Origin of the sequence: Streptomyces sp. 5-10 (genome assembly GCF_014712245.1) — a bacterium.
GTDB classification, from domain to species: domain Bacteria; phylum Actinomycetota; class Actinomycetes; order Streptomycetales; family Streptomycetaceae; genus Streptomyces; species Streptomyces violaceusniger.
Map to the genome: position 1 here is coordinate 18,997 of NZ_JACVYG010000024.1, position 19,335 is coordinate 38,331.

12 protein-coding genes and 1 pseudogene are annotated in these 19,335 nt (G+C 71.8%); 7 read left to right on the plus strand and 6 right to left on the minus strand.

The features are described from left to right. Positions 1-11: 11 nt before the first annotated feature. Together IEJ02_RS24795 and IEJ02_RS24800 are read right to left on the minus strand one after the other, a co-directional pair. A complete protein-coding gene (locus tag IEJ02_RS24795) occupies positions 12-2,738 on the minus strand; it encodes a DUF6493 family protein (protein WP_191066891.1) in 2,727 nt (908 codons plus the stop codon). Continuing rightward, positions 2,735-4,210 (minus strand): SWIM zinc finger family protein, encoded by a 1,476-nt coding sequence (locus tag IEJ02_RS24800; RefSeq protein WP_191066892.1) that lies wholly within the window; start codon positions 4,208-4,210, stop codon positions 2,735-2,737. Before IEJ02_RS24800 ends, IEJ02_RS24795 begins: the two co-directional genes overlap by 4 nt. Positions 4,211-4,262: 52 nt before the next feature. Between IEJ02_RS24800 and IEJ02_RS48810 the strand changes: the two are divergent. From IEJ02_RS48810 to IEJ02_RS24815, 4 genes and pseudogenes are all read left to right on the plus strand, one after another. After that, positions 4,263-4,441, plus strand: a pseudogene (locus IEJ02_RS48810) (IS5/IS1182 family transposase); the annotation flags it as partial. 428 nt (positions 4,442-4,869) lie between these two features. Next, positions 4,870-5,955 (plus strand): TolB-like translocation protein, encoded by a 1,086-nt coding sequence (locus IEJ02_RS24805; protein WP_317985907.1) that lies wholly within the window; start codon positions 4,870-4,872, stop codon positions 5,953-5,955. 466 nt (positions 5,956-6,421) lie between these two features. After that, positions 6,422-6,649 carry a hypothetical protein gene (locus IEJ02_RS24810; RefSeq protein ID WP_191066894.1) on the plus strand — a complete coding sequence of 76 codons (228 nt, stop codon included), beginning with the start codon at positions 6,422-6,424 and terminating at the stop codon, positions 6,647-6,649. Positions 6,650-6,888: 239 nt separating this feature from the next. Next, positions 6,889-7,641 (plus strand): M56 family metallopeptidase, encoded by a 753-nt coding sequence (locus IEJ02_RS24815; RefSeq protein ID WP_191066895.1) that lies wholly within the window; start codon positions 6,889-6,891, stop codon positions 7,639-7,641. Positions 7,642-7,706: 65 nt separating this feature from the next. On the opposite strand, the gene IEJ02_RS24820 is transcribed toward IEJ02_RS24815, so the two are convergent. The 4 genes from IEJ02_RS24820 to IEJ02_RS24835 form a co-directional block, all read right to left on the minus strand. Then, positions 7,707-8,087: a BlaI/MecI/CopY family transcriptional regulator gene (locus tag IEJ02_RS24820; RefSeq protein WP_191066896.1), complete on the minus strand. Its 381-nt coding sequence runs from the start codon at positions 8,085-8,087 to the stop codon at positions 7,707-7,709. Between the two features lie 79 nt (positions 8,088-8,166). Beyond that, on the minus strand, positions 8,167-8,790 hold the full coding sequence (locus IEJ02_RS24825; RefSeq protein ID WP_191066897.1) for a TetR/AcrR family transcriptional regulator: 624 nt from the start codon (positions 8,788-8,790) through the stop codon (positions 8,167-8,169). Positions 8,791-8,853: 63 nt separating this feature from the next. Then, on the minus strand, positions 8,854-10,197 hold the full coding sequence (locus IEJ02_RS24830) for a salicylate synthase (protein ID WP_191066898.1): 1,344 nt from the start codon (positions 10,195-10,197) through the stop codon (positions 8,854-8,856). 101 nt (positions 10,198-10,298) lie between these two features. Then, positions 10,299-11,957: a (2,3-dihydroxybenzoyl)adenylate synthase gene (locus IEJ02_RS24835; protein ID WP_317985909.1), complete on the minus strand. Its 1,659-nt coding sequence runs from the start codon at positions 11,955-11,957 to the stop codon at positions 10,299-10,301. A 325-nt stretch (positions 11,958-12,282) separates the two neighbouring features. Between IEJ02_RS24835 and IEJ02_RS24840 the strand changes: the two genes are divergently transcribed. The 3 genes from IEJ02_RS24840 to purF all read left to right on the plus strand — a co-directional run bounded on the left by IEJ02_RS24840 (position 12,283) and on the right by purF (position 19,321). Further along, positions 12,283-16,995, plus strand: a complete 4,713-nt coding sequence (locus tag IEJ02_RS24840) for a non-ribosomal peptide synthetase (protein WP_191066900.1) — start codon at positions 12,283-12,285, stop codon at positions 16,993-16,995. Between the two features lie 5 nt (positions 16,996-17,000). After that, positions 17,001-17,792, plus strand: coding sequence for a thioesterase II family protein (locus IEJ02_RS24845; protein WP_223864380.1), 792 nt, complete (start codon positions 17,001-17,003; stop codon positions 17,790-17,792). A gap of 116 nt (positions 17,793-17,908) precedes the next feature. Continuing rightward, entirely contained in the window at positions 17,909-19,321 is a 1,413-nt protein-coding gene (purF, locus tag IEJ02_RS24850) for an amidophosphoribosyltransferase (protein ID WP_191066902.1), read from the plus strand. Positions 19,322-19,335 lie beyond the last annotated feature (14 nt).

The following is a 19,335-nucleotide window of genomic DNA, read 5'->3' on the forward strand; positions in this document are numbered from 1 at the left end:
GTGGGCGCCGCTCAGCCCAGTACGTCGCGCAGCAGTCTCGCGTTCTTCACCACCTGGCTCGATGCGGAGCCCGCCGCGACGGCCGTGACCGCGGGGATCTCCCCCTTCGCCGCGCAGCGCGAGGCGCAGTCGACGCCGAGGGCGAGCAGCGGTCCGGCGCCCCGGACCACGGGGTCGCGCAGCAGGTGGGGCAGGGCGGCTTCGAGCACGGACCAGACGGTGGCGTAAGCGCCGGTCTCGGCCGCCGTCCGCAGGGAGGCAGTCACCCGGTGCGCCTGGTTCCACTCGGCGCGCAGCACCTCGGCCAGCTGTCGTCCGAGCAGGTCGCTGTTCAACTGTCCCCGCGCGGCGAGCACGAGGAGTGCGTCCACCCCCGCGTCGCGTTCGACCGGCTGTTCGTACGTGAGGCTGTACACCAGCGCCAGGTGCAGCGCGAATCCCGCCGGGCCTCCGGACTCCGCGGCGCACGGCAGGGTGGGGGCCCAGTTCTGTATGAAGACGAGGTAGTCGAAGTCGCCGCGGGCCAGCACGGCTTCGCGGTGGTGCGGCAACTGGGCGAGCCAGAAGGGAAGCATCCCGGAGAAGCCGGAGGGGCGGTACGGCCCGAGCAGGGCCGCGGCGGCCGGGAGCAGCGGGGGGCCGGTGGTCGGCTGGGGGCGTTCGTACCTCAACCAGTCGGTCAGGCTCTTGCCCGGGTGGTCGCCGGGCCAGTTCTCCGGCTCGGAGTCCCGGTGCGGCAGACCGCCCTCGTGCAGCCACTGTGCCAGCCGCCGCCCGGCCTCGGACCTCAGCTTCCCCGCCGCGGCCAGCACCTTCTCGTCCACGGCCGTGGTGACGCGCAGCAGCGCCTGGGCGAGGTCGACCGGCGCGGGTGTGACACCGAGTCCGTCGAGCACCGATATCCGCCGCACGAGTGCGGCGGCGTCCAGCGCACCGGTGGTATCGGTCGGCACGGCCAGCAGGAAGGGCTGTGCGTCGGCTTCGATGATGTCGATCGCCTCGGCGAGGCGCGCCGCCAGCAGCTCCCCGGCCACGGAGAAGCCGAGGGACTCCAGGCGGGCGGCGAAGTGGCGCTCCCTCGGCTCGTCGCCCACGAGCGCGGCGGCCACGTCGTACACGTCCGACTGGGTGGAGTCGGTGTACCAGGCGGGCTCCTGGCGCATGACCGGCTTCAGCGCACGGACCAGCGCGGCCCGGTCGAGGTGGGCGTGGCGGACCAGCCCGTCCAGGGCGCGCTCGAACATCACCACGTCCCGGTCGTTCGCGACGACCGCGGCGACCTCCTCGGCGACCTCGGCGGCCGTCTCGATGGGCCCCGGCACCGGGCGCGGCTCGGGCACCGCGGGCAGCGTGTCGGCGTACGGCTCGGTGAGGTGGTCCGGGCCGGTGCCGAACAGGTCGGCGGCCCGGGCCGCGAGACCAGGGCTGATCCGTGCGGCGGCGGTACGCAGCTCGGGCAGTACGGAGTCGCCCGCGGCCCCGAGATGCCGGGCGATCACGTTGAGGGCGCGCTCCTGCACGTCGACGTCCCGGTGGTCGAAGGCCGTCGCCGCGTCGAGCACGGTCCGGGCGGCGCGCGCGGGGTCCTTCCGGGCCGCGCGGTCGAGCCGGGTGAGCTGGGCGCGGACCAGCTTCTTCTCCGGGCGGAGCAGGACCCGTTCGCACGCCTCGGTCAGCACCTCGGGCTCCAGCAGCCCGGCCTCGTCGAGACCGGTCAGGACCTCCTGGGCGTAGGTTGCCACCGGCAGGGACAGGTCGAGCAGTGCCACATGGGTCCGCAGGGCGGGCGCGTTCTCGGCCGGGGTGAGGGCGAGAGCGCGCAGGTACGCGAGCGGCGGGGCGGTCTGCCTGCGCGGGCCGTCCTGGAGCAGTTGCGAGAGCAGTTGCTCGGCGATCGCTGCGCGTTCGCGGGACACGGAGGCGCGTTCCGCCGGGGTGAGGGCGAGTACCGTCAGCACGTCCATGGCGCTCGACGCCTGTTCCGGAGTGGCGGCCAGTTCGGAGAAGACACGCCGGATCAGCGCGCCGCGGTCGACCATGCCCTCGGCGGAGAGGCTGATGAACACGCCCAGCAGGGTGTTCTCCATGGCGTGCGTGAGGCTCTTGTCGGCCCACACGTGGTGGAACAGGTGCACCTCGAGTTCGATACCCGGTCGCTCCAGCACCAGCGGGAGGAGCTTCGGCGACAGGTCGTCCGCGCGCAGCCGCTCCAGGAGGCTGGCGCCGGGCCGGGCCCCACCGCGGAGGTGTGCGGGGTGCTGACGGCCGGGGCGGCGGCTGCTCAGCCAGCCCTCGATGAACCCGTCGGTGGTCGGGAGGGGGCAGCCCGTGTCATGGACGAGATGTTCGATGAGCTGGGCCGTGTCCTCTTGCTGGGAGTAGGGCTCCCACTGCTCGGCGAGCTGTGCGGCCAGTTCGGCCCGCCAGGCGACGGGGTGAAGGTTCACGATGTCGAGCATCCACGTGCCGCCAAGGGGCAGGCGGCGGCCGAGCACTCCGTGGTTGTCCTCCTGATGGATCCAGTCGGCCGCGGCCACGGGGTCGGTCCGGCACCCGAGTTCGGCGGCGAGCTGGGCACCCCGCTCCGTTTCGGGGCGGTTGTACCAGCCGTCCCGCAGCGTCGTGCGCCGGGCTTCCAGCGCGTCGGCCTGTGCCGCGCGTTCGTCCGCCGTCAGGGCGCCGAGTTCCCGGAGCACTCCCTCGACGTCGCAGGCTTCCGCGAGTCGGACCAGCTTCATCGTGCCGTCTCCGATCGTGCCGTGTTCGATCGTGCGGCGTTCGATCCCGCCGTGTTCGATCGTGCGGCGTTCGGCGTCGCTTCGGCGGCCGCCGCCGTGCCGCGCACCATGCCCACCGCGAGCACGTGTCTGCAAGGGCCGCGTCCGCCCCGGTACTTCGCCCACCAGAAGCAGGTGCAGCTCAGCTGTCCCGACGTCTCGTCGGTGCGGACCACATGGGCGTCGTCGCCCGCCCCGACCCGGGCCAGCGTGCCGTCGAGCCGCACCGACCCGTTCGCGACGAGCGCCCGCGCCCCGCGCAGCCGGGGATTGCGGGTCTCCGCGGCGCCCACGTGGTACGGCAGGTGGCGATGGAAGTACGCCTCCTCGGCGAGGTCGTAGCCGATCCGGCCGGACGTCCCCAGCATGGTCAGCGCGGCCCGCACCCGGTCGGCGGACAGACCTGCCTGCCCGGACAGCTCGGCGACGTCGATCCTGGGCTCCCAGGCCAGCAGTTCACCGACCCGTTCCGCGTCGGCGGCCGCGGGTCCGGTGGCGAGGTCGTGGAGCACTCCGCCCTCGCCGGAGAAACCTCGCGAGGCGCTCTGGGAGAGCATCAACGTCAGCCGCATGCCCGGCAGCCCGACCTCCCACGCGACGGCGGCGGTCCCGTCCGCCGCGGCCGGGGCGGTCGGCGCGTACACCCGTACGGTCGTCGCGTGCCGCAGTACCGTCCGCAGGGTCAGCAGCCGCTCCGGCCCGGGCAGGCACACGGCACCCGGCGCCGGCCTGGACGTGGGACGCAGGGTGTGGCCCGCGGGCACCACCCAGCGTGTCGTGCGGGCATCGGAGCGGCGGGTGGGCGGGGGCAGCGCCCGCAGCATGGCGGCCGCCTCCGCGGCGGGCACCTCGGCCCGAAGGGCGAAGCCCGCCGCGAGCACCTGGGCCTCGGCGAAGCCGCGCAGCCAGCGCTCCGGCAGCGGGACCCGCTTCTCCACGAACTCACCGTCGAAGGTGCGGACCGTCAACTCCTCCGGGCCCAGGGTCAGATGGAGCGGGTCGAGCCCGCCGAGCCCGGCCAGCGCCCGCCGCAGCGGCAGGTTGACGTCCACGTTCGTGGTGCCGTGCCCGACATCGTCACCCTCGAGGCCGGGCGCGAGGACATCGAGCCGGGCGTACACACCGCAGCAGCCGGAGAAGGACTCAAACCGCAGTCGGTCGCCGTCGGCCGTCACCACCGGGTCGAGCGGGACTCTGGTGCTCGACCATTGGCTCGGCCGGTAGTAGTGGGCTGCCGCCACGTCGGCGACCGCGAGCAGCGCCGTCGCCGCGGCGGCCGGCGCGGTCAGGAACCCGGTGAAGAAATGGGGGTTGGCCGCCTCGCCGGCTGGAGTGGCACCGCCCGAGGTCTCCAGCGCGAGAGCCCGCCCGGCCGTGGAATCGCGCACGGCGGAGGGGCGTAAGTAGGAGTAGGCCTGCACGAGTTGGGTCACGCGCACACGCTACGATCACCCACTGACACCGAGGGCACGGCCCGGGTCAGACCTGATCGACAGCCTGCCCCCGGCCGGGGGTGAGCGGAGTCGGCCCCGGCGCGAGTCCCGGCCCCGCCGCGGATCCGGCACGCCATATGCCGACCGCGGCTACGGCCACGGCGTCTGCCGTCGCCGCCCGCGTGGCGCGGCATCACACCGAAGATCGCCCGGCGCGGCGAGCCGCACGGCATGGCCGTACCCATAGCCGCCCAGCAAGCCCGCGGCGAGGCCGAGGCGAGGCCGAGGCGAGGCCGCTCATCCTGGCCGAAACGGCAGAACAGCGGTGATCGCTCCAGCTCAGTCCCTCCCCGAGAAGCCTCCGGACAACGCCGGCAAGAAACCGGTCGGCTTGACTGCCCGCTCGATGTCCTGGCGCGCTCGCCGTCCCAGGACGGCCTTCGCGGACCATGCCTACTCCTCCCCGGGCAACCGGGCCCGCACGCGCGGACGCTCACGTGACCGATACCGCGCCTCTCAATACGTCATGTGACGCATTGTCCCCCGCAGCGCCATCGCGGTTCCATGCTTGCGGACCTCCGGTGGGGAGCTGGAGGACAGACCGTGTCCTGACTGGGGGGAATATGAGGGGAAACGCGAATCGGAGCGCCACCAGACGTGTGCGGGCCGCCCTGAGCGCGGCGGTCGTGGTCTGCGCGGTCACAGCGGTGCTGCCCGGAGCCGCCTCGGCCGAGCCCGCAGGCGTCGCAGGCGTCGCGGGCGTCAGCGGATCCGGGGTCGAGCGGATCAGTGTCGCGACCGACGGCACCCAGGGCGACGGCGACTCCGCCGGCGCCACGATCACGACCGACGGCCGGCGTATCGCCTTCTCCTCGTTGGCGAAGAACCTCACACCCGCCAACCCGGTGACATGGGAGCGGGTGTTCGTCCGCGACCAGCGGACGAGCCAGACCACGCTGATGAGCAGCATCACCCCGACGAATCAGGGCCCGGTGATCAGCGGTGACGGGCAATACGTTGCTTTTTGGGGGCTGTTGCAAAGAGACACGAAGTCCTTCCTGTCCCAGGTGAGCTCGGGAAGCACGATCGGCATCAACTGCCCGGGCCTCAGCTGCAGCCAGCCGTCGCTGAGCACGGACGGCCGCTACATCGCCCAGGTCGCCACCTTCAGTCGACCGCCGTCCCGCCAGCGCATCGAGGTACGGGACTGGCGTGCCGACACCACGGAGACCGTCGCCGAGTTCGACCACACCGTCTCGGCCCGGCCGTCCATCAGCGGCGACGGCCGCTTCGTCGCCTACCAGGACGGGCGGGCGGAGGACGTCTTCGTGTGGGACCGGACCGATGACACCTCATCCGGCCCGATCGAGGGCCCGTCCAAGGCGGCGACACTCGTCCAGCTCAGCAAGGACGGCAGCAAGGTCGTCTACCTCTCGGGCTCCGACACCTACGTCCACGACGAGAGCTCGGGCACCGACCAACTGGTGCCGAACGTGCGGGGCGTGGCCATCGATCCCACCGGCCGCTATCTGCTGTACGCCCCACGCGACACGAACGGACCATCGCTCACCCTGCGCGACCTGGAGACGGGCACCGACGAGATCGTCTCGAACCAGCCCGCCTCGGCCGGGATCGACGCGGTCGGCGCCGGTGGGCGCGACGTGGTCTTCCACTCCGCGGCCGACGACATCGTGCCCGGCGACACCAACGGCAAGTCGGACGTCTTCGTCCGCCACTTCTACTGATCGGCCCCGGTTGTCGCGCTCTCCGGGTGCCGCACCGCTCTCGCGCCCGCGCGGGAGCACGGGAGTGCGGGGGCAGTGGGGCCCCGGGACAGCCCCTGACCATGAACCCCGCCGGGCCGACCGCGGGTGTCCTCGGGCATCAGGAGCCCGAGGACACCCGCCGTATGTATGGCCCCGGGGGATCCAGCCTTGCCGGTGACTCGTCACGTGGTCTGCCTGCCGCGCAGTCGATCCAGCAGGTAGCTGCCCCTCCCACAGGCCCTNCCTTGCCGGTGACTCGTCACGTGGTCTGCCTGCCGCGCAGTCGATCCAGCAGGTAGCTGCCCCTCCCACAGGCCCTGAAGATGCCGCGAAAAGTCATTGACCGGTTTCCGGAGCCATTGCAAGACTGTTAAGTCTGTTCAGTTCAGCCACGGGGGCAACGGAGTTGAGCGTTTTAGGGCCGCGCGGACAGGGTCTCGCGCATGTGTTGCAGGAGAGGGCGTTACGGTCTCCCGGCGCCGTCGCCCACCGGTTCGTCGCCGAGGACGAGACAGCCCCACGGCTCGCCGCCATCGTCGAGGGCACCGGTTCGAATGCCGTGCTGACCAGCTCGGACATCGTGCCCTTCTGCGAGCAGCCGGTCGCCCGCCGGCAGGCCGTCCGCGACGGAAGTGGCCGCCGCAGGGCGTCCACGACCGGAGAGTCGCCCTAGCCAGAGCCCCGTGGCCGGGAGAGGCCACGGGGCTCCGCGAACGGTTGGAGGACAGACAACGGGGGTACCCAGGCATGACCCGCTTCGCGCTGCTTATCGGCTGTCTCGTCATGTGTGCCGTCTGGTTGCCCCGGACCCTGTCCCGGGCCGGGTGGCCGTCGCGCTTCCCTCGTGCCGCTCTGGCGGTGTGGATGGGGCTCTTGACAACGGTGTCGGCGACCGCTGTCGTGATGGGCCTGATGACCGTACGACATGCGCTGTGGTCCTCGGCGGGGACCGCCGTGCTCCGCTGCTGTCTGGTACCCCTGCCCTCCCCGCTGATGGGCCGGATCCTGGGGGGCCTGTGTCTGGCCGGTGCGGGCATGGGCATGGCGGTCGCGGTGCGAGGCGCCTTCGTCGGCGGGCGTACGCTCGGGCGGATGTGCAAGGAGTGGCGCGATCATGTCGCGACGCTCGACGTACTGGCCAGTCCGCTGCCGGGGCTGCCCACCGTCGTTCTGGACCACGCGGCCCCCGCCGCGTACTGCGTACCGACCCGCGGCGGCCGCATAGTGATCACCTCGGGCGCGCTACGACGGCTGACAGAGAGCGAGGGAGCAGCCGTCGTCGAGCACGAACGGGCACATCTGCGTGGCCGCCACCACCTGATGACGGCCATCACCACGTCGCTTGCGCGGGCGTTCCCCCGCGTACCGCTGGTGCGGCTCGCCCGCCCCGCGGTGGCCCGGCTCGTCGAACTCGCCGCTGACGACTGGGCATCGCGCCGCTGCCGCTCCGACGTCGTCATCGCCGCACTGTGTGTGCTGGGCGCGGAGACAAACACGCCGAGGGCTCTCCAGTCGGGGAACGAAGGAGTACCCGAACGCATTCGCCGACTGCGCCGGATGCCCGCGGACGGCGTGGTGCGGGTCGTGGTGCCCACGGCGGTCGCACTGTCCGTGGTCGCTTCGCTGCCTCTGATCAGTGTGTGGGCGTGGGCGGGAGGGTGCTGACGCGGCGGACCTGATCCTCGCTGTCGAAACCGCCGCCCGCCGGACGTGAAACGGGGCGGGTCGCGTCAGGTGTCCGCGTCGTCGGCGTCGGGCAGCTGATGCAGGGCGGAGCGCAGCGCCGTCGAACGTTCCCTGCCCAGCCCTTCGACGAAGTGGAGCAGCGCCACTTCGGGGTCCGTGCTGGCCCCGAGTACCTGTCTCATGAGCCGGGCGACACAGGCGTCCCGGGCTTCAACGGGTGTGTAGACGTACTGCTTTCCGCGCTTGGTCCGCTCCAGCCAGCCCTTGCGAAACAGCTTGTCCATCGTGGTCATCACGGTGGTGTAGGCGAGTGGTCGTGTGCGGGAGGAATTGATCTGCCCCGCGACGTCACGGACGGTGACCGGCTCGCCGCTCGCCCAGACCCGGTCCATCACCGCGGACTCAAGACTGCCCAGGTTCCACATCGTCCGACCTCCCCAACCGTGCCTCGCGATGATATCGGCACGGCGCCGGGGGCCGACTCGGCGGTTTCGGGGAAAAGTCCTACGCTCCCGGGCGTCGGAGACCGGCGAGCAGGGTGCGCTCGAGTATCGACGCGGCCTCCCCCGCCCGCAGACGCCGTGCCGAGGTCTCCGAGGACGCGGCGTGCAGCAGGCTGTAGAAGACGGTGACGAGCCACGTGCGGGGCAGATCGGTACGGAAGACCCCTTCGTCCTGGCCGCGGGCGATGAGGCGGTCGACCCGGTCGAGCACCTTGCGATGCTGCCGACGCCGACGAGGCTCCCCGATGAGGCCCTCGGAGGCCGTCACCAGGAACGAGTGCTGGTCGAGGATGGGCCAGCACGAGTGCACCATGCGGACCATCGCCTCGTCGGCCGGGCCGGTGTCGAGATGCTGGCCTTCCAGCGCCTTGTCGGCCTCGTTCACCGAATGGGCGAGGACGGCCTCGAACAGTTCCTCACGCGAGGGAAAGTGGGAGTACAACGTCACCCTGCTCACGCCGGCGGCACGGGCGACGGCGGTCATGCTCGCGTTGGGGTCCTCGCGGAAGCACTCGAGCCCGGCGGTGACGATCGAGACGATGCTCCGCTCGGCGTCGGCCCGCCTGCGCGGGGCCGCCCGTGCCGCGCCGCCCTGCTGCGCTTGGCGGCCGGGAGTCGTAGGCATGTGGGGAGTCTACGACAGGGTTCCGTGGCTTGATCCATGCCGCACCCGTCGGTCGCCCCGCGGTCACCCGCCGTCGACCGGGACGATATGCCGTGACACGCTCCGCAACTTCTCGCAGCTTTCCTCGAATTCGCGCTCCGGATTCGAGTCCCTGACGATCCCGGCGCCGGCCCGCAGCCAGGTGCGCCCGCCGCTCCGGTAGACGGTGCGCAGGACGAGGGCCGCGTCCAGATCGCCTTCGCTGCCCACCGTCAGGACCGCGCCGCTGTACAAGCCCCGGGGCTCCGCTTCGTGACGTCGGATGACCGTGTAGGCGGCCGTCTTGGGGGTACCCGACGCGGTCACGGCCGGGAAGACCGCCGCCAGGGCCGGCCAGGGCCCCTCGGCGCGATCCGCGAGGCGACCGGTGACGCGCGAGGCCAGGTGCTGCACACTGCCCCGCCGCTTGACGTCCATCAGCTCCTCGACACGCACCGTCCCCGGGGCACAGACCGTGCTCATCTCGTTCCACGCCACCTGCACGGAGACCGCGTGTTCATACACCTCCTTGGCATCCGCGAGCAGTTCGGCGCGCAGTCGGTCGTCCAGGTCGGTGTCACCGGTCAGCGCCCTGGTGCCGGCCAGCGGCTGGGTCGAGACCGCACCGTCGGCCGCGACCTCGACGACGGTTTCCGGGCTGAATCCCGCGGCTTCGAGCCCGCCGAGGTGCAACAGGAAGGAGCGGGCCGGGGTGTTGGCCCGACGGCCGGTCAGGTAGGTGCCGATCAGATCGACGTCCTGTTCCACCTCCACGGTCCGGGAAAGGATCACCTTGTGCAGTTCACCGCCGCGTATGGCGGAGACCGCGGCCGCGACGGCGGCCTGGTACGGCTCCCGGGCGCCGCCTGTGATGTCGACGGACACCGGGGAAGGGGGCGCCGGTTCGGTGTCGGGGCCGGCCAGCAGACGGCAGACCTTGTCCACCATGGCCGGGTCGGTACATCGGATCAGCGCCCGCCCGGTACTGATGCGCACTTCCACGGCGGGGACGACCAGATGCAGCAGGACCTCCTCCGCCGACGGCACCGCCTCGCCCGGGAGGCCCGCGAGGACGTACGAAAGCTCGAAGGAGGCCCAGCCGTACGCGCGCCACCCGTCGACGGGCACTCCGTCGAGGAGCCGGCGCACCTGCCGCAGCGGTTGGTCCGTTCGCGGCACCGAGGTGTGTTCCGTACCTGTCCGGTAGTCGACGCGGTCGCGGAGGACGGTGAGTTCGGCCGTGGGGTCGGCCGCGTAGCACCACTCGCCCTGCCGCTCGTACACCACGTACCGCTCGTGCGGTCCGCGCCGCGCGAGACGCGTGGCGTGAACCATCGGGTCGCCCGGAATGTTCAGGGTGATTTCGTGGTAAGGCTGCCGCTCGGCCATGGGTGTCCTTGGGTGTGAGGGTGAACGGTCGGCTCGGAGCTCGCGGATGGCTTGATGTCCCTGGGGGCCGCCCCGGGGATCGCCCGGGACGGCCCCCAGGCTCAACGGGGACGGGCGTCCGCCGCGGGGTCACCGGGGCGGAACTGCGCTGCCCCCGCGCTCGATCCGGACTCGACGGCCCGGGCGAGTTCGCGTTTGTCGACCTTGCCCACGCTGGTCAGGGGAAAGGAGTCACAGATCCGCACGATGTCGGGGATCTTGTATGCGGCCAGCCCTCGGTCGCGCAGGAAGGCGACCACGTCCGGGACCTGGCCGTATCCCTCGCGCAGGAGGAGGCAGGCGCAGGTGCGCTCGCCGAGGTACGGGTCGGGGACGGGCACCACGGCGGCGTCCAGAACGGCGGGGTGGGCCCTGAGGTGGTTCTGCAGCTCGTCCGCCGAGACCTTGTCGCCGCCCCGGTTCACGAGGTCCTTCTCCCGTCCCTCCACGACCAGCCGGCCTTCCGGGGTGAGCCGGACCAGGTCGCCGGTGCGGTAGAAGCCGTCGGCCGTGAAGGCCCGTCGGTTGTGTTCGGGCGCGCGGTAATAGCCACGCAGGGTGTAGGGCCCCCGGGTGAGCAGGCTCCCGACCGCACCGGGCGGGACCTCCCGGTCCGACTCGTCCACGATCCGTATCTCGTCGTCGGGACAGAGCGGGAGTCCCTGCGTGGTGGCGACGGTCTCCGGGGGGTCACCACGGCGGGTGTAGCTGAGGAACCCCTCGGCCATACCGAACACCTGCTGGAGTTCGCAGCCGAGGGCCGGGCCGATCATCCGGGCCGTGTCCGGGGACAGCCGGGCGCCGCCCACCTGGAGGAGTTCGAGGCTGCTGATGTCGGCGGAACTCCACTGCGCGGCCTGTGTCCACAGTGCGGCCAGGGGCGGCACCACCGCCGTGACCGTCACTGAGAACCGTTCGATCGCGGCGAAGGCGCTGTCGGGGCTGGGCGACGGGCACAGGGCGACCGAGCCGCCGGCCTGGAGCGTGCCGAGGACGCCGGGGCAGGCCAGCGGGAAGTTGTGGCCCATGGGCAGGACGGCGAGGTAGACACTGCGCCGGTTCAGTGCGCAGACCCCGGCGCTGGCACGGAGGTTGTAGAAGTAGTCGTCGTGGGTGCGCGGGATCAGCTTGGGCAGTCCGGTGGTGCCGCCGGAGACCAGCAACAGCGCCGGATCGCCCGGCTCGGGCGCCGACAACGGACGCGGCTCGGCGTCGACCTCACGCAGGGGGGTGTGCGGTCCGGGCTGACCGGCGATCAGCACATGGCGGATCGAGGGGGCTTGCGCACGGACGTCCTGGGCGAGCGCCCGGTAGTCGAAGCCGGTCTCCGGGTCGATGTCGGGGATGACGTAGGCGACGGCGTCGGTGCTCCTGCACAGGTGTACGACTTCGCTGGCGCGGTAGGCGGGCAGCCCGAGGACGGGCAGGGCGCCCAGCCGGAACAGAGCGAAGAGCAGCGGCAGGAACTCCGGGACGTTGGGGAGTTGGACGACGACGCGATCCCCTGGCCGGACGCCGAGCTCACACAGGCCGGCGGCGAGTCGGTCGCTGCGCCTGTCCAGTTCGGCATAGCTCCACGACAGGCTCTCGCAGAGCACGGCCGGGGCGTCCGGATGTTCACGCGCTCCGTCACGCAGGAGGTCGCCCAGCGGCCGGCCCTGCCAGTGTCCGGCCCGGCGATATCGCTCGGATAATTCGTCGGGCCACGGAACCACATCCACAGGATCACACCTCCCAAATCGAGATTTCCAGGAATCCACGAACCCTTACTGGACCGTAAAGAATCTTCACCACTCCAGAGTTTCAGTCAATAAAGCAATCGCAAAGATAGAGTAAAGTCAGGCTCAGATTCGCGTTCAATTTCCCCTACTACGACAGGATTTACGCGGCCATTTCGGGCATACCCCTGCCGGGTACTACCTCTTCGAGTACCTCCCTTCCGCCAGACGCACGGAGTGATTTAGGTTGAGTCGGCGGAATTCCCTATCCGTGCCATTCATAAATCGCCGGTAAATCAGTCGGCGAGGCCCCGGAGAGAGGACAGCCATGACACCCCCCGCCTCCGCTGCGGAGCTGCAGATACGCGAAGCCCTGTCCGAGGTGCTCGGCCTCCCGCCGGAGGCCGTTCCGGAGACGGACAACCTGATTTCGCACGGGCTCGACTCGATTCGCGTGATGGCCCTCGTGGGGCGGTGGCGCTCGGCCGGAGTCGAGGTGGACTACCCGGAACTGGCCAAGGAGCCCACCGTGGGAGCCTGGACGCGCCTGCTCGCAGGGCGGCTGCCCCCCGTCGTCCCCGCGGAGGGCGGCCGATGTACCGACGGCCCGGACACCGGCCCCGGGGCCGTACCGGACGAGACCTCGCCCTTCCCGCTGACCCCGGTGCAGCAGGCGTACTGGATCGGGCGCGCCGACGGCCAGTCGCTGGGCGGCAACGGCTGCCATGCCTATGTCGAGTTCGACGGCCGGGATGTCCGGGCCGACCGCCTGGAGTCAGCCGTACGTACGCTCATCGCGCGGCATGGAATGCTCCGGGCACGGTTCCTGGACGACGGGACCCAGCAGGTGTCGGCGACCTCGCCATGGCCGGGCCTGACCGTGCACGACCTGCGGGAGTTGTCCCCGCAAGAGGCGGACGACGTCCTGGATCGTGTGCGCGGCCGGCTGTCGCACCGCCGGTTCGACGTCGCCGCCGGCCACGTCTTCGACGTCCAGCTGTCGCTGCGACCGGGGGGCGCCACCCGGATCCACTTCGGGATCGATCTGCTCGTCGCCGACGTTCTCAGCATCCAGCTCCTGCTCGCCGAGATGGCGGCGCACTACAGAGAGCAGCCCCAGGCGACGGCTCAGGCGGCCGCGGCCGCGCCGGCCTACTCGTTCTCCCGCTATCTCACCGACCTGGCCGCGCGGCGCGGTGCGTCCCGCGAGAAGGCCCGCGCCTACTGGCGGGACCGGCTCGCAGAGTTGCCGGCGGGCCCCGCTCTGCCGCTGGCCGTGGACCCGGAGCAGGTGGAACGGCCGAGGTTCATCCGACGCCGCACGCGGCTGGCGCCCGATGCCTGGCGACGGTTCGCCGAGCGAGCCCGGGCACACGGGGTGACCCCCGCCATGGCTCTGGCCGCCGCCTACGCCGAGGTGCTCGGTGCCTGGAGCGCCCAGCAGCGCTTCGTGCTGAACCTCCCGCTCTTCGACCGTCAGTTGCTGCACCCCGAAGTGGGCGGCCTGGTCGCCGACTTCACCAACCTCGTCCTGGTGGCCGCGGACACCTCGGACGGGGCGCCGTTCGTGGATCACGCACGGCGGCTGCAGACCCGGTTCCAGACCGATGCCGCGCACACCGCGTACTCGGCGGTCGAGGTCCTGCGCGATCTGGCCCGCGCCCGGCCCGGCGACCGGGTGTCCGCTCCCGTCGTGTTCGCCAGCAACATCGGCTCCGAGTTCGTCGGGGAGGACTTCCGCGGCACTCTGGGCGAGTTCGGCTGGATGATCTCCCAGACGCCGCAGGTATGGCTCGATCACCAGGTGTACGAGGACGCCGACGGACTGCTGCTCGCCTGGGACGCCGCCGAGGAACTGTTCCCCGACGGCCTGCTCGACGCCATGTTCGGCGCCTACGGCCGACTCGTGCGGTCTCTCGCCGGTACGGATGACGACGCCTGGTCCTCCCCCGTCCCGGCCCTCCTGCCCGACGCCCAGCGCGTCGCCCGCGCCAGGGTCAACGACACCGCCGCCCCCGAGACCGGGGAACTGCTGCACGACGCCGCCATCCGGACGGCCCTCGAGCACGGACAGCGCATCGCGCTGCGCTGGGGTGCGGACGGGCGGATGAGCTACGACGAACTGCTGCGGCGCGCCCTGCGCGTGGCCGCCCGGCTGCGCGAGCGGGACGTGTCGAAGGGCGAGCCGGTCGCCGTCGTCCTGGACAAGGGCTGGGAGCAGATCGTCGCCGTTCTCGGCATCCTCCTCGCCGGCGGCGCCTATCTGCCGGTGGACACCAATCAGCCGCCGGCCCGCCGTGACGTCATGCTCGCGGACGCCGGGGTGCGCGTGCTCCTCACCCACTCCCGGGTGGCCTCCTTCGAGGAGTTCCCCGCCGCGGTGCACGCCATCGAGGTCGACACCCTGTCCCCCGCCGCCCCCGGGACCGCGCTGCCGAAGGCCGTCGCGGGCGGAGAGGACCTCGCGTACGTCATCTACACCTCGGGGTCGACCGGCCGCCCGAAGGGCGTGATGATCAGTCACCGCAGCGCGGTCAACACCGTGACGGACGTCAACAACCGCTTCGGCATCACGTCCGAGGACCGCGTCCTCGCGCTGGCCGCGCTGGGCTTCGACCTTTCCGTGTACGACATCTTCGGTCCGCTGGCTGTCGGCGGCGCTCTCGTGCTGCCCGACGCGGAACGCCGCGGCGACCCCTCGCACTGGGCGGACCTCGTCGCCCGGTACCGCGTCACCCTGTGGAACTCCGTGCCCGCCCAGCTCCAGATGCTCCAGACTTACGCCGACAGCGAGCCGGCCCTCGATCTGACCTCGCTCCGGCTCGCCCTCCTGTCGGGGGACTGGATACCGGTGACCCTGCCCGACGCGGTGCGCCGTCGATGTCCCGGCCTCGAACTCGTCAGTCTCGGCGGTGCCACGGAAGCGGCGATCTGGTCGATCCACCACCCCATCGGGGAGGTACCCGCCCACTGGCGCAGCATCCCGTACGGCAAGCCGCTGGCCAACCAGACCTTCCACGTACTGGACACCGCGCTGCGGCCGCGCCCCGACCTGGTCCCCGGGGAACTGTGGATCGGGGGCATCGGACTGGCCGAGGGGTACCTGGGGGACGAACAGCGCACCGCGGAACGGTTCGTCGTCCATCCCGGCACCGGGGAACGCCTCTACCGCACCGGGGACCTCGGCCGCTATCTGCCGGACGGCGACATCGAGTTCCTCGGCCGCGAGGACTCCCAGGTCAAGGTGCGTGGGCACCGTATCGAACTGGCGGAGATCGAGGCCGCGTTGCTGTCCGAGCCCGACGTGGAGTCCGCGGCTGTCGTCGTCGACGACACGAGCTCGACGAACCGGCACATCGCCGCCGTGGTGACCAACAGGCGGTGTGAAGACCCGTTCACCGCCGCCGGCGCGGCCGAAGGACTGGCTCGGACCGCCCATGCCACGGCCGTACGGGCGATCGAGCGGGCCGGACTCCGGCACGTCGGGATGGCGCAACAGCGGCTGAACGGCGTGGCGTTCACCGCCATGGCCGCGGCACTGCGCGCATCGGGCGCCTTCCCGCCCCGGGCCGAGCCGCCGACAGCGGAACAGATCATGCGCCGAGCGGGGGTGCCGCCCCGCTTCCACCGTGTGGTGCGCCGCTGGCTCGCGGTGCTGGAGCACGAGGGTCTGGTCCGCCGCGACCCGGACACCGGCCGGTACCAGGACCTGATGGCCGCCGACTCGGTCCTGCTCGCCGAAGAACTGGACCGACTGGAGACCGAGGGCTGCGCGCCCTTGTGGACCGCGCCTGTTCTCGCTCTGCTCACCGCGAGCATGCGGAAGCTGCCGGAGATCCTGCGCGGCGAACTGGACCAGGTGCGGTTGCTGTTCCCCGACGGCGGAACGGACTCCGCGCGGGCACTGTACGCGGACAACGCGATCATGCGGTACCTCAACCGTGCCACGGCCGCGCTCGCCGCCGCACTCGCGGCCGGGGCCGCCCCCGGGCGTCCGTTCCGTGTCCTCGAGGCAGGGGCAGGCGTCGGTGCGACGACGGACCAGATGGCGATGGCGCTGCCCGCGGCAGCGCGGGCAGCGGGGACGGAGCCCGACTACCTCTTCACCGACGTGTCACCGTTCTTCCTCAACGAGGCACGCGGCCGTTTCGCCGCCCACCCATGGCTGCGCTACGGCCTGTTCGACTTCAACACCGACTACCGCGCCCAGGGACTGCGGCCGCAGAGCTTCGACATGATCGTGGTCGCCAACGCGCTCCACAACGCCCTGAACATCGACATCGTGCTGGCCCGGCTACGGGAGCTGCTCGCCCCCGGGGGCTGGCTGGTCCTCACCGAGCTCACCGTGGACCGCCCCGACCTGATGACCTGGATGGAGTTCCTGATCCGCCTCGACGGGGCGAAGCCCGACGCGGAGGGGGATTTCGAGGACCGGCGGCGGGGCCGCGACCAGACCTTCTTCACCGTGGACGAGTGGCGCACCCTGCTGACCGAGGCGGGCGCGCAGGCTGTCCTGGTCCTCCCGGAAGGCGGCGGCGAACTGGCCTCGTTCGGCCAGCATCTGATCGCGGCCACGTTCAAACGGGACCGGGCCGACATCGACCTGGAGGGCCTGCGCGACCATCTCGCCGAGCAGTTGCCCGACTACATGATCCCGGCCCGCCTGGAGGCGGTGGAGGCCCTGCCGCTCAGCGCGAACGGCAAAGTCGACCGCAAGACCGTGCTCTCCTGGGTGGCCGACGGCCGACCGGACGAGGCGGGGCGCTCGGCACCGCCGCTGGACGAGCTGGAACGCCGCCTTGCCGCCCTGTGGGCGGAGCTGCTGGGTGTCGGCGCCGTCGCCCGTGACGACAACTTCTACGAACTCGGCGGAGACTCCCTGCTCGTGGCCCAGTTCATCGGGCGGCTGCGCCGCGAGCTGCCGGCCGCGGCGACGCTGTCCTTCGAGGAACTGCTGCGGGCCATGGCGCGCCGGCCCACCCTCGCCGCGGTCGCGGAGCGGCTGCGGCAGGTGGACGACGAGGAGGTGCCGGGCCGGTGAACCGCATGGCATCCGGATCCACCAGCCTCGCGCGGCAGTGGCTCCGTGGCCCCAGGCCCCGGCGCCGCCCCCGGCTGCGTCTCGTCTGCTTCCCGCACGCCGGCGGCTCGGCCCGCTTCTTCTACCCCTGGCTGCGTGAACTCCCCTCGAACGTCGAGCTGCTGGCGGTGCAGTATCCGGGCCGCGACGACCGTATCGACGAACCCGTACTGGATCGGATGGACCTGCTGTGCGAGCCACTCGCCAAGGCCGTCGCCGAAGTCGCCGACGTACCGCTGGTGCTGTTCGGGCACAGCATGGGGGCATCGGTGGCCTTCGAGGTGGCCCGGCGGCTCGACTCCCCGTCGTCCGGTCCGGTACGCCACCTGTTCGTCTCGGCCAGGCCGGCCCCTTTCTCGGCCGACCTCGCCCTCGGACCACCGCGAGACGACGACACCCTGGTCAGGGAACTGGCCCGGCTCGGCGGGACCGACCCCACCCTGTTCGACGACCCCGAGATCCGCGCCGCGCTGTTGCCCGCGATCCGGGGCGACTACCGGCTGATCGAGGCCTACCGCTACCGGGCGGGCCCGCCGCTGTCCTGCGCCATGACGGCCGTGCTGGGGAGCCACGACCCGGAGGTCCCGCACCGGCTCGCCGAGGGATGGCAGGCCGCCACCACCGGCACCTTCACCCTGCGTGTGATGCCTGGCGGCCACTTCTATCTGTCCGAGCGCCGCTCGGATCTGATCGCCTATCTGCTCACGACGCTGGGGCTGCACGGCACCCGCCGCGACGGCCCCGCCTCGACCCCCTGACGACGGGGCGCCCTGCCACGCCCGAAGCGAGCCCGAGGACCCGAACTACTCCATGGAGGACCTTTGTGCCGGATCGGCAAGTACGGGGGCCAGAGCGGGATCGGCGGCGACAGCCGGTGAACGACCCGCTCGCCAAGCCCCGCGAGTCCTGCGGCGTCACCGGCACCTGGGGGCCGGCCACGCCCGTCCTGCGCACCATGATGATCGCACTCCAGCACCGCGGACAGCAGAGCGCCGGCATCGCCGCCTGCCGCGGCACCGGCATCGGGTGCCGGACGGGGTCCGGCCGCGTGACGGACGTCTTCCCCGACGCCCACCCCCGAGTGCTGCACGACGCACACGGGGCCGTCGGACACGTGCGGTACGCGACGTCCGGCGCCGACGGACCCGACGACGGATCGGCCCAGCCCATTCTGCTGGACAGCTGTGCCGGCCCGGTCTGTCTGGCGCACAACGGCACGCTGGTGAACACGGGAGATGCCCGCACGGAGCTGGGCATCCCCGCCGGTGCCACGGACACCGCCGTCCTCGGCCGACTGCTGACCGCGGCCATGGAGCAGCGCGGCGTGACGCTCTCCGAGGCCCTCCATGTGGTGCTGCCGCGGATCACCGGCGCGTACTCGCTGGTGCTCACCGACGGCCGTCGGCTGTACGGGGTCAGGGACCCCCAGGCGTTCCGGCCCCTGTGCCTGGGCCGGCTCGACGACACCTGGCTGCTGGCCTCCGAGTCCGCCGCCGTCACCGCGGTCGGCGGGACCTTCGTCCGCGAGCTGGAAGCGGGTGAAGTGCTCGAGATCGGCGCGGCCGGCTTCCGGAGCAGCCGTCTCGACGTGCCGGGAGCCCGACGTGCCTCGTGCCTGTTCGAGCACGTGTACTTCGCCCGCGCTGATTCCCGCATCGACGGCCGGAGCGTGTACGAGGCCCGGTACGCGGCCGGCCGGGCGCTGGCCCGGCACGCGCCTCCCCCCGCGGGCGCGGACGCGGTGGTGGCCGTACCCGACACGGCCCGGGTGGCCGCCGATGGCTACGCCTGGCAGGCCGGGCTCCCCTCCGTCCAGGGATTGCTGCGCCACGAAGGTGTGGGCCGGTCGTTCATCACCGCTGGCCCGGCCGGCCGCGCGACGGCCGTCCGGCAGAAGCTGTCCGCCGTACCGGCGGCCGTCGAAGAACGCTCGGTCGTCCTCGTGGACGACTCGCTCGTACGCGGCACCACCATGACCGCGGTCGTCGCCATGCTCCGTGAGGCAGGGGTGCGTGCCGTCCATCTTCGCATCGCGTCCCCTCCGCACCGCTGGCCGTGCTTCTACGGCATCGACACGGGCCGTGGGGACGCCCTGGTGGGCGCCCGGTTCGCCCCGGACCGCCTGGCCGCGCACCTCGGCTGCGACAGCGCGGGGTTCCTGCCGCTGGACGCCCTGCTGGGTGCGGTCGGCGGCGCCGCGGACTCGTACTGCACCGCGTGCCTCGACGGGCGGTTCCCCACCGCTGTGGAGCTCCCCGACGGAGCCGTGTTGCAGCGGCAGCCGTGAACCGACTCGCACGA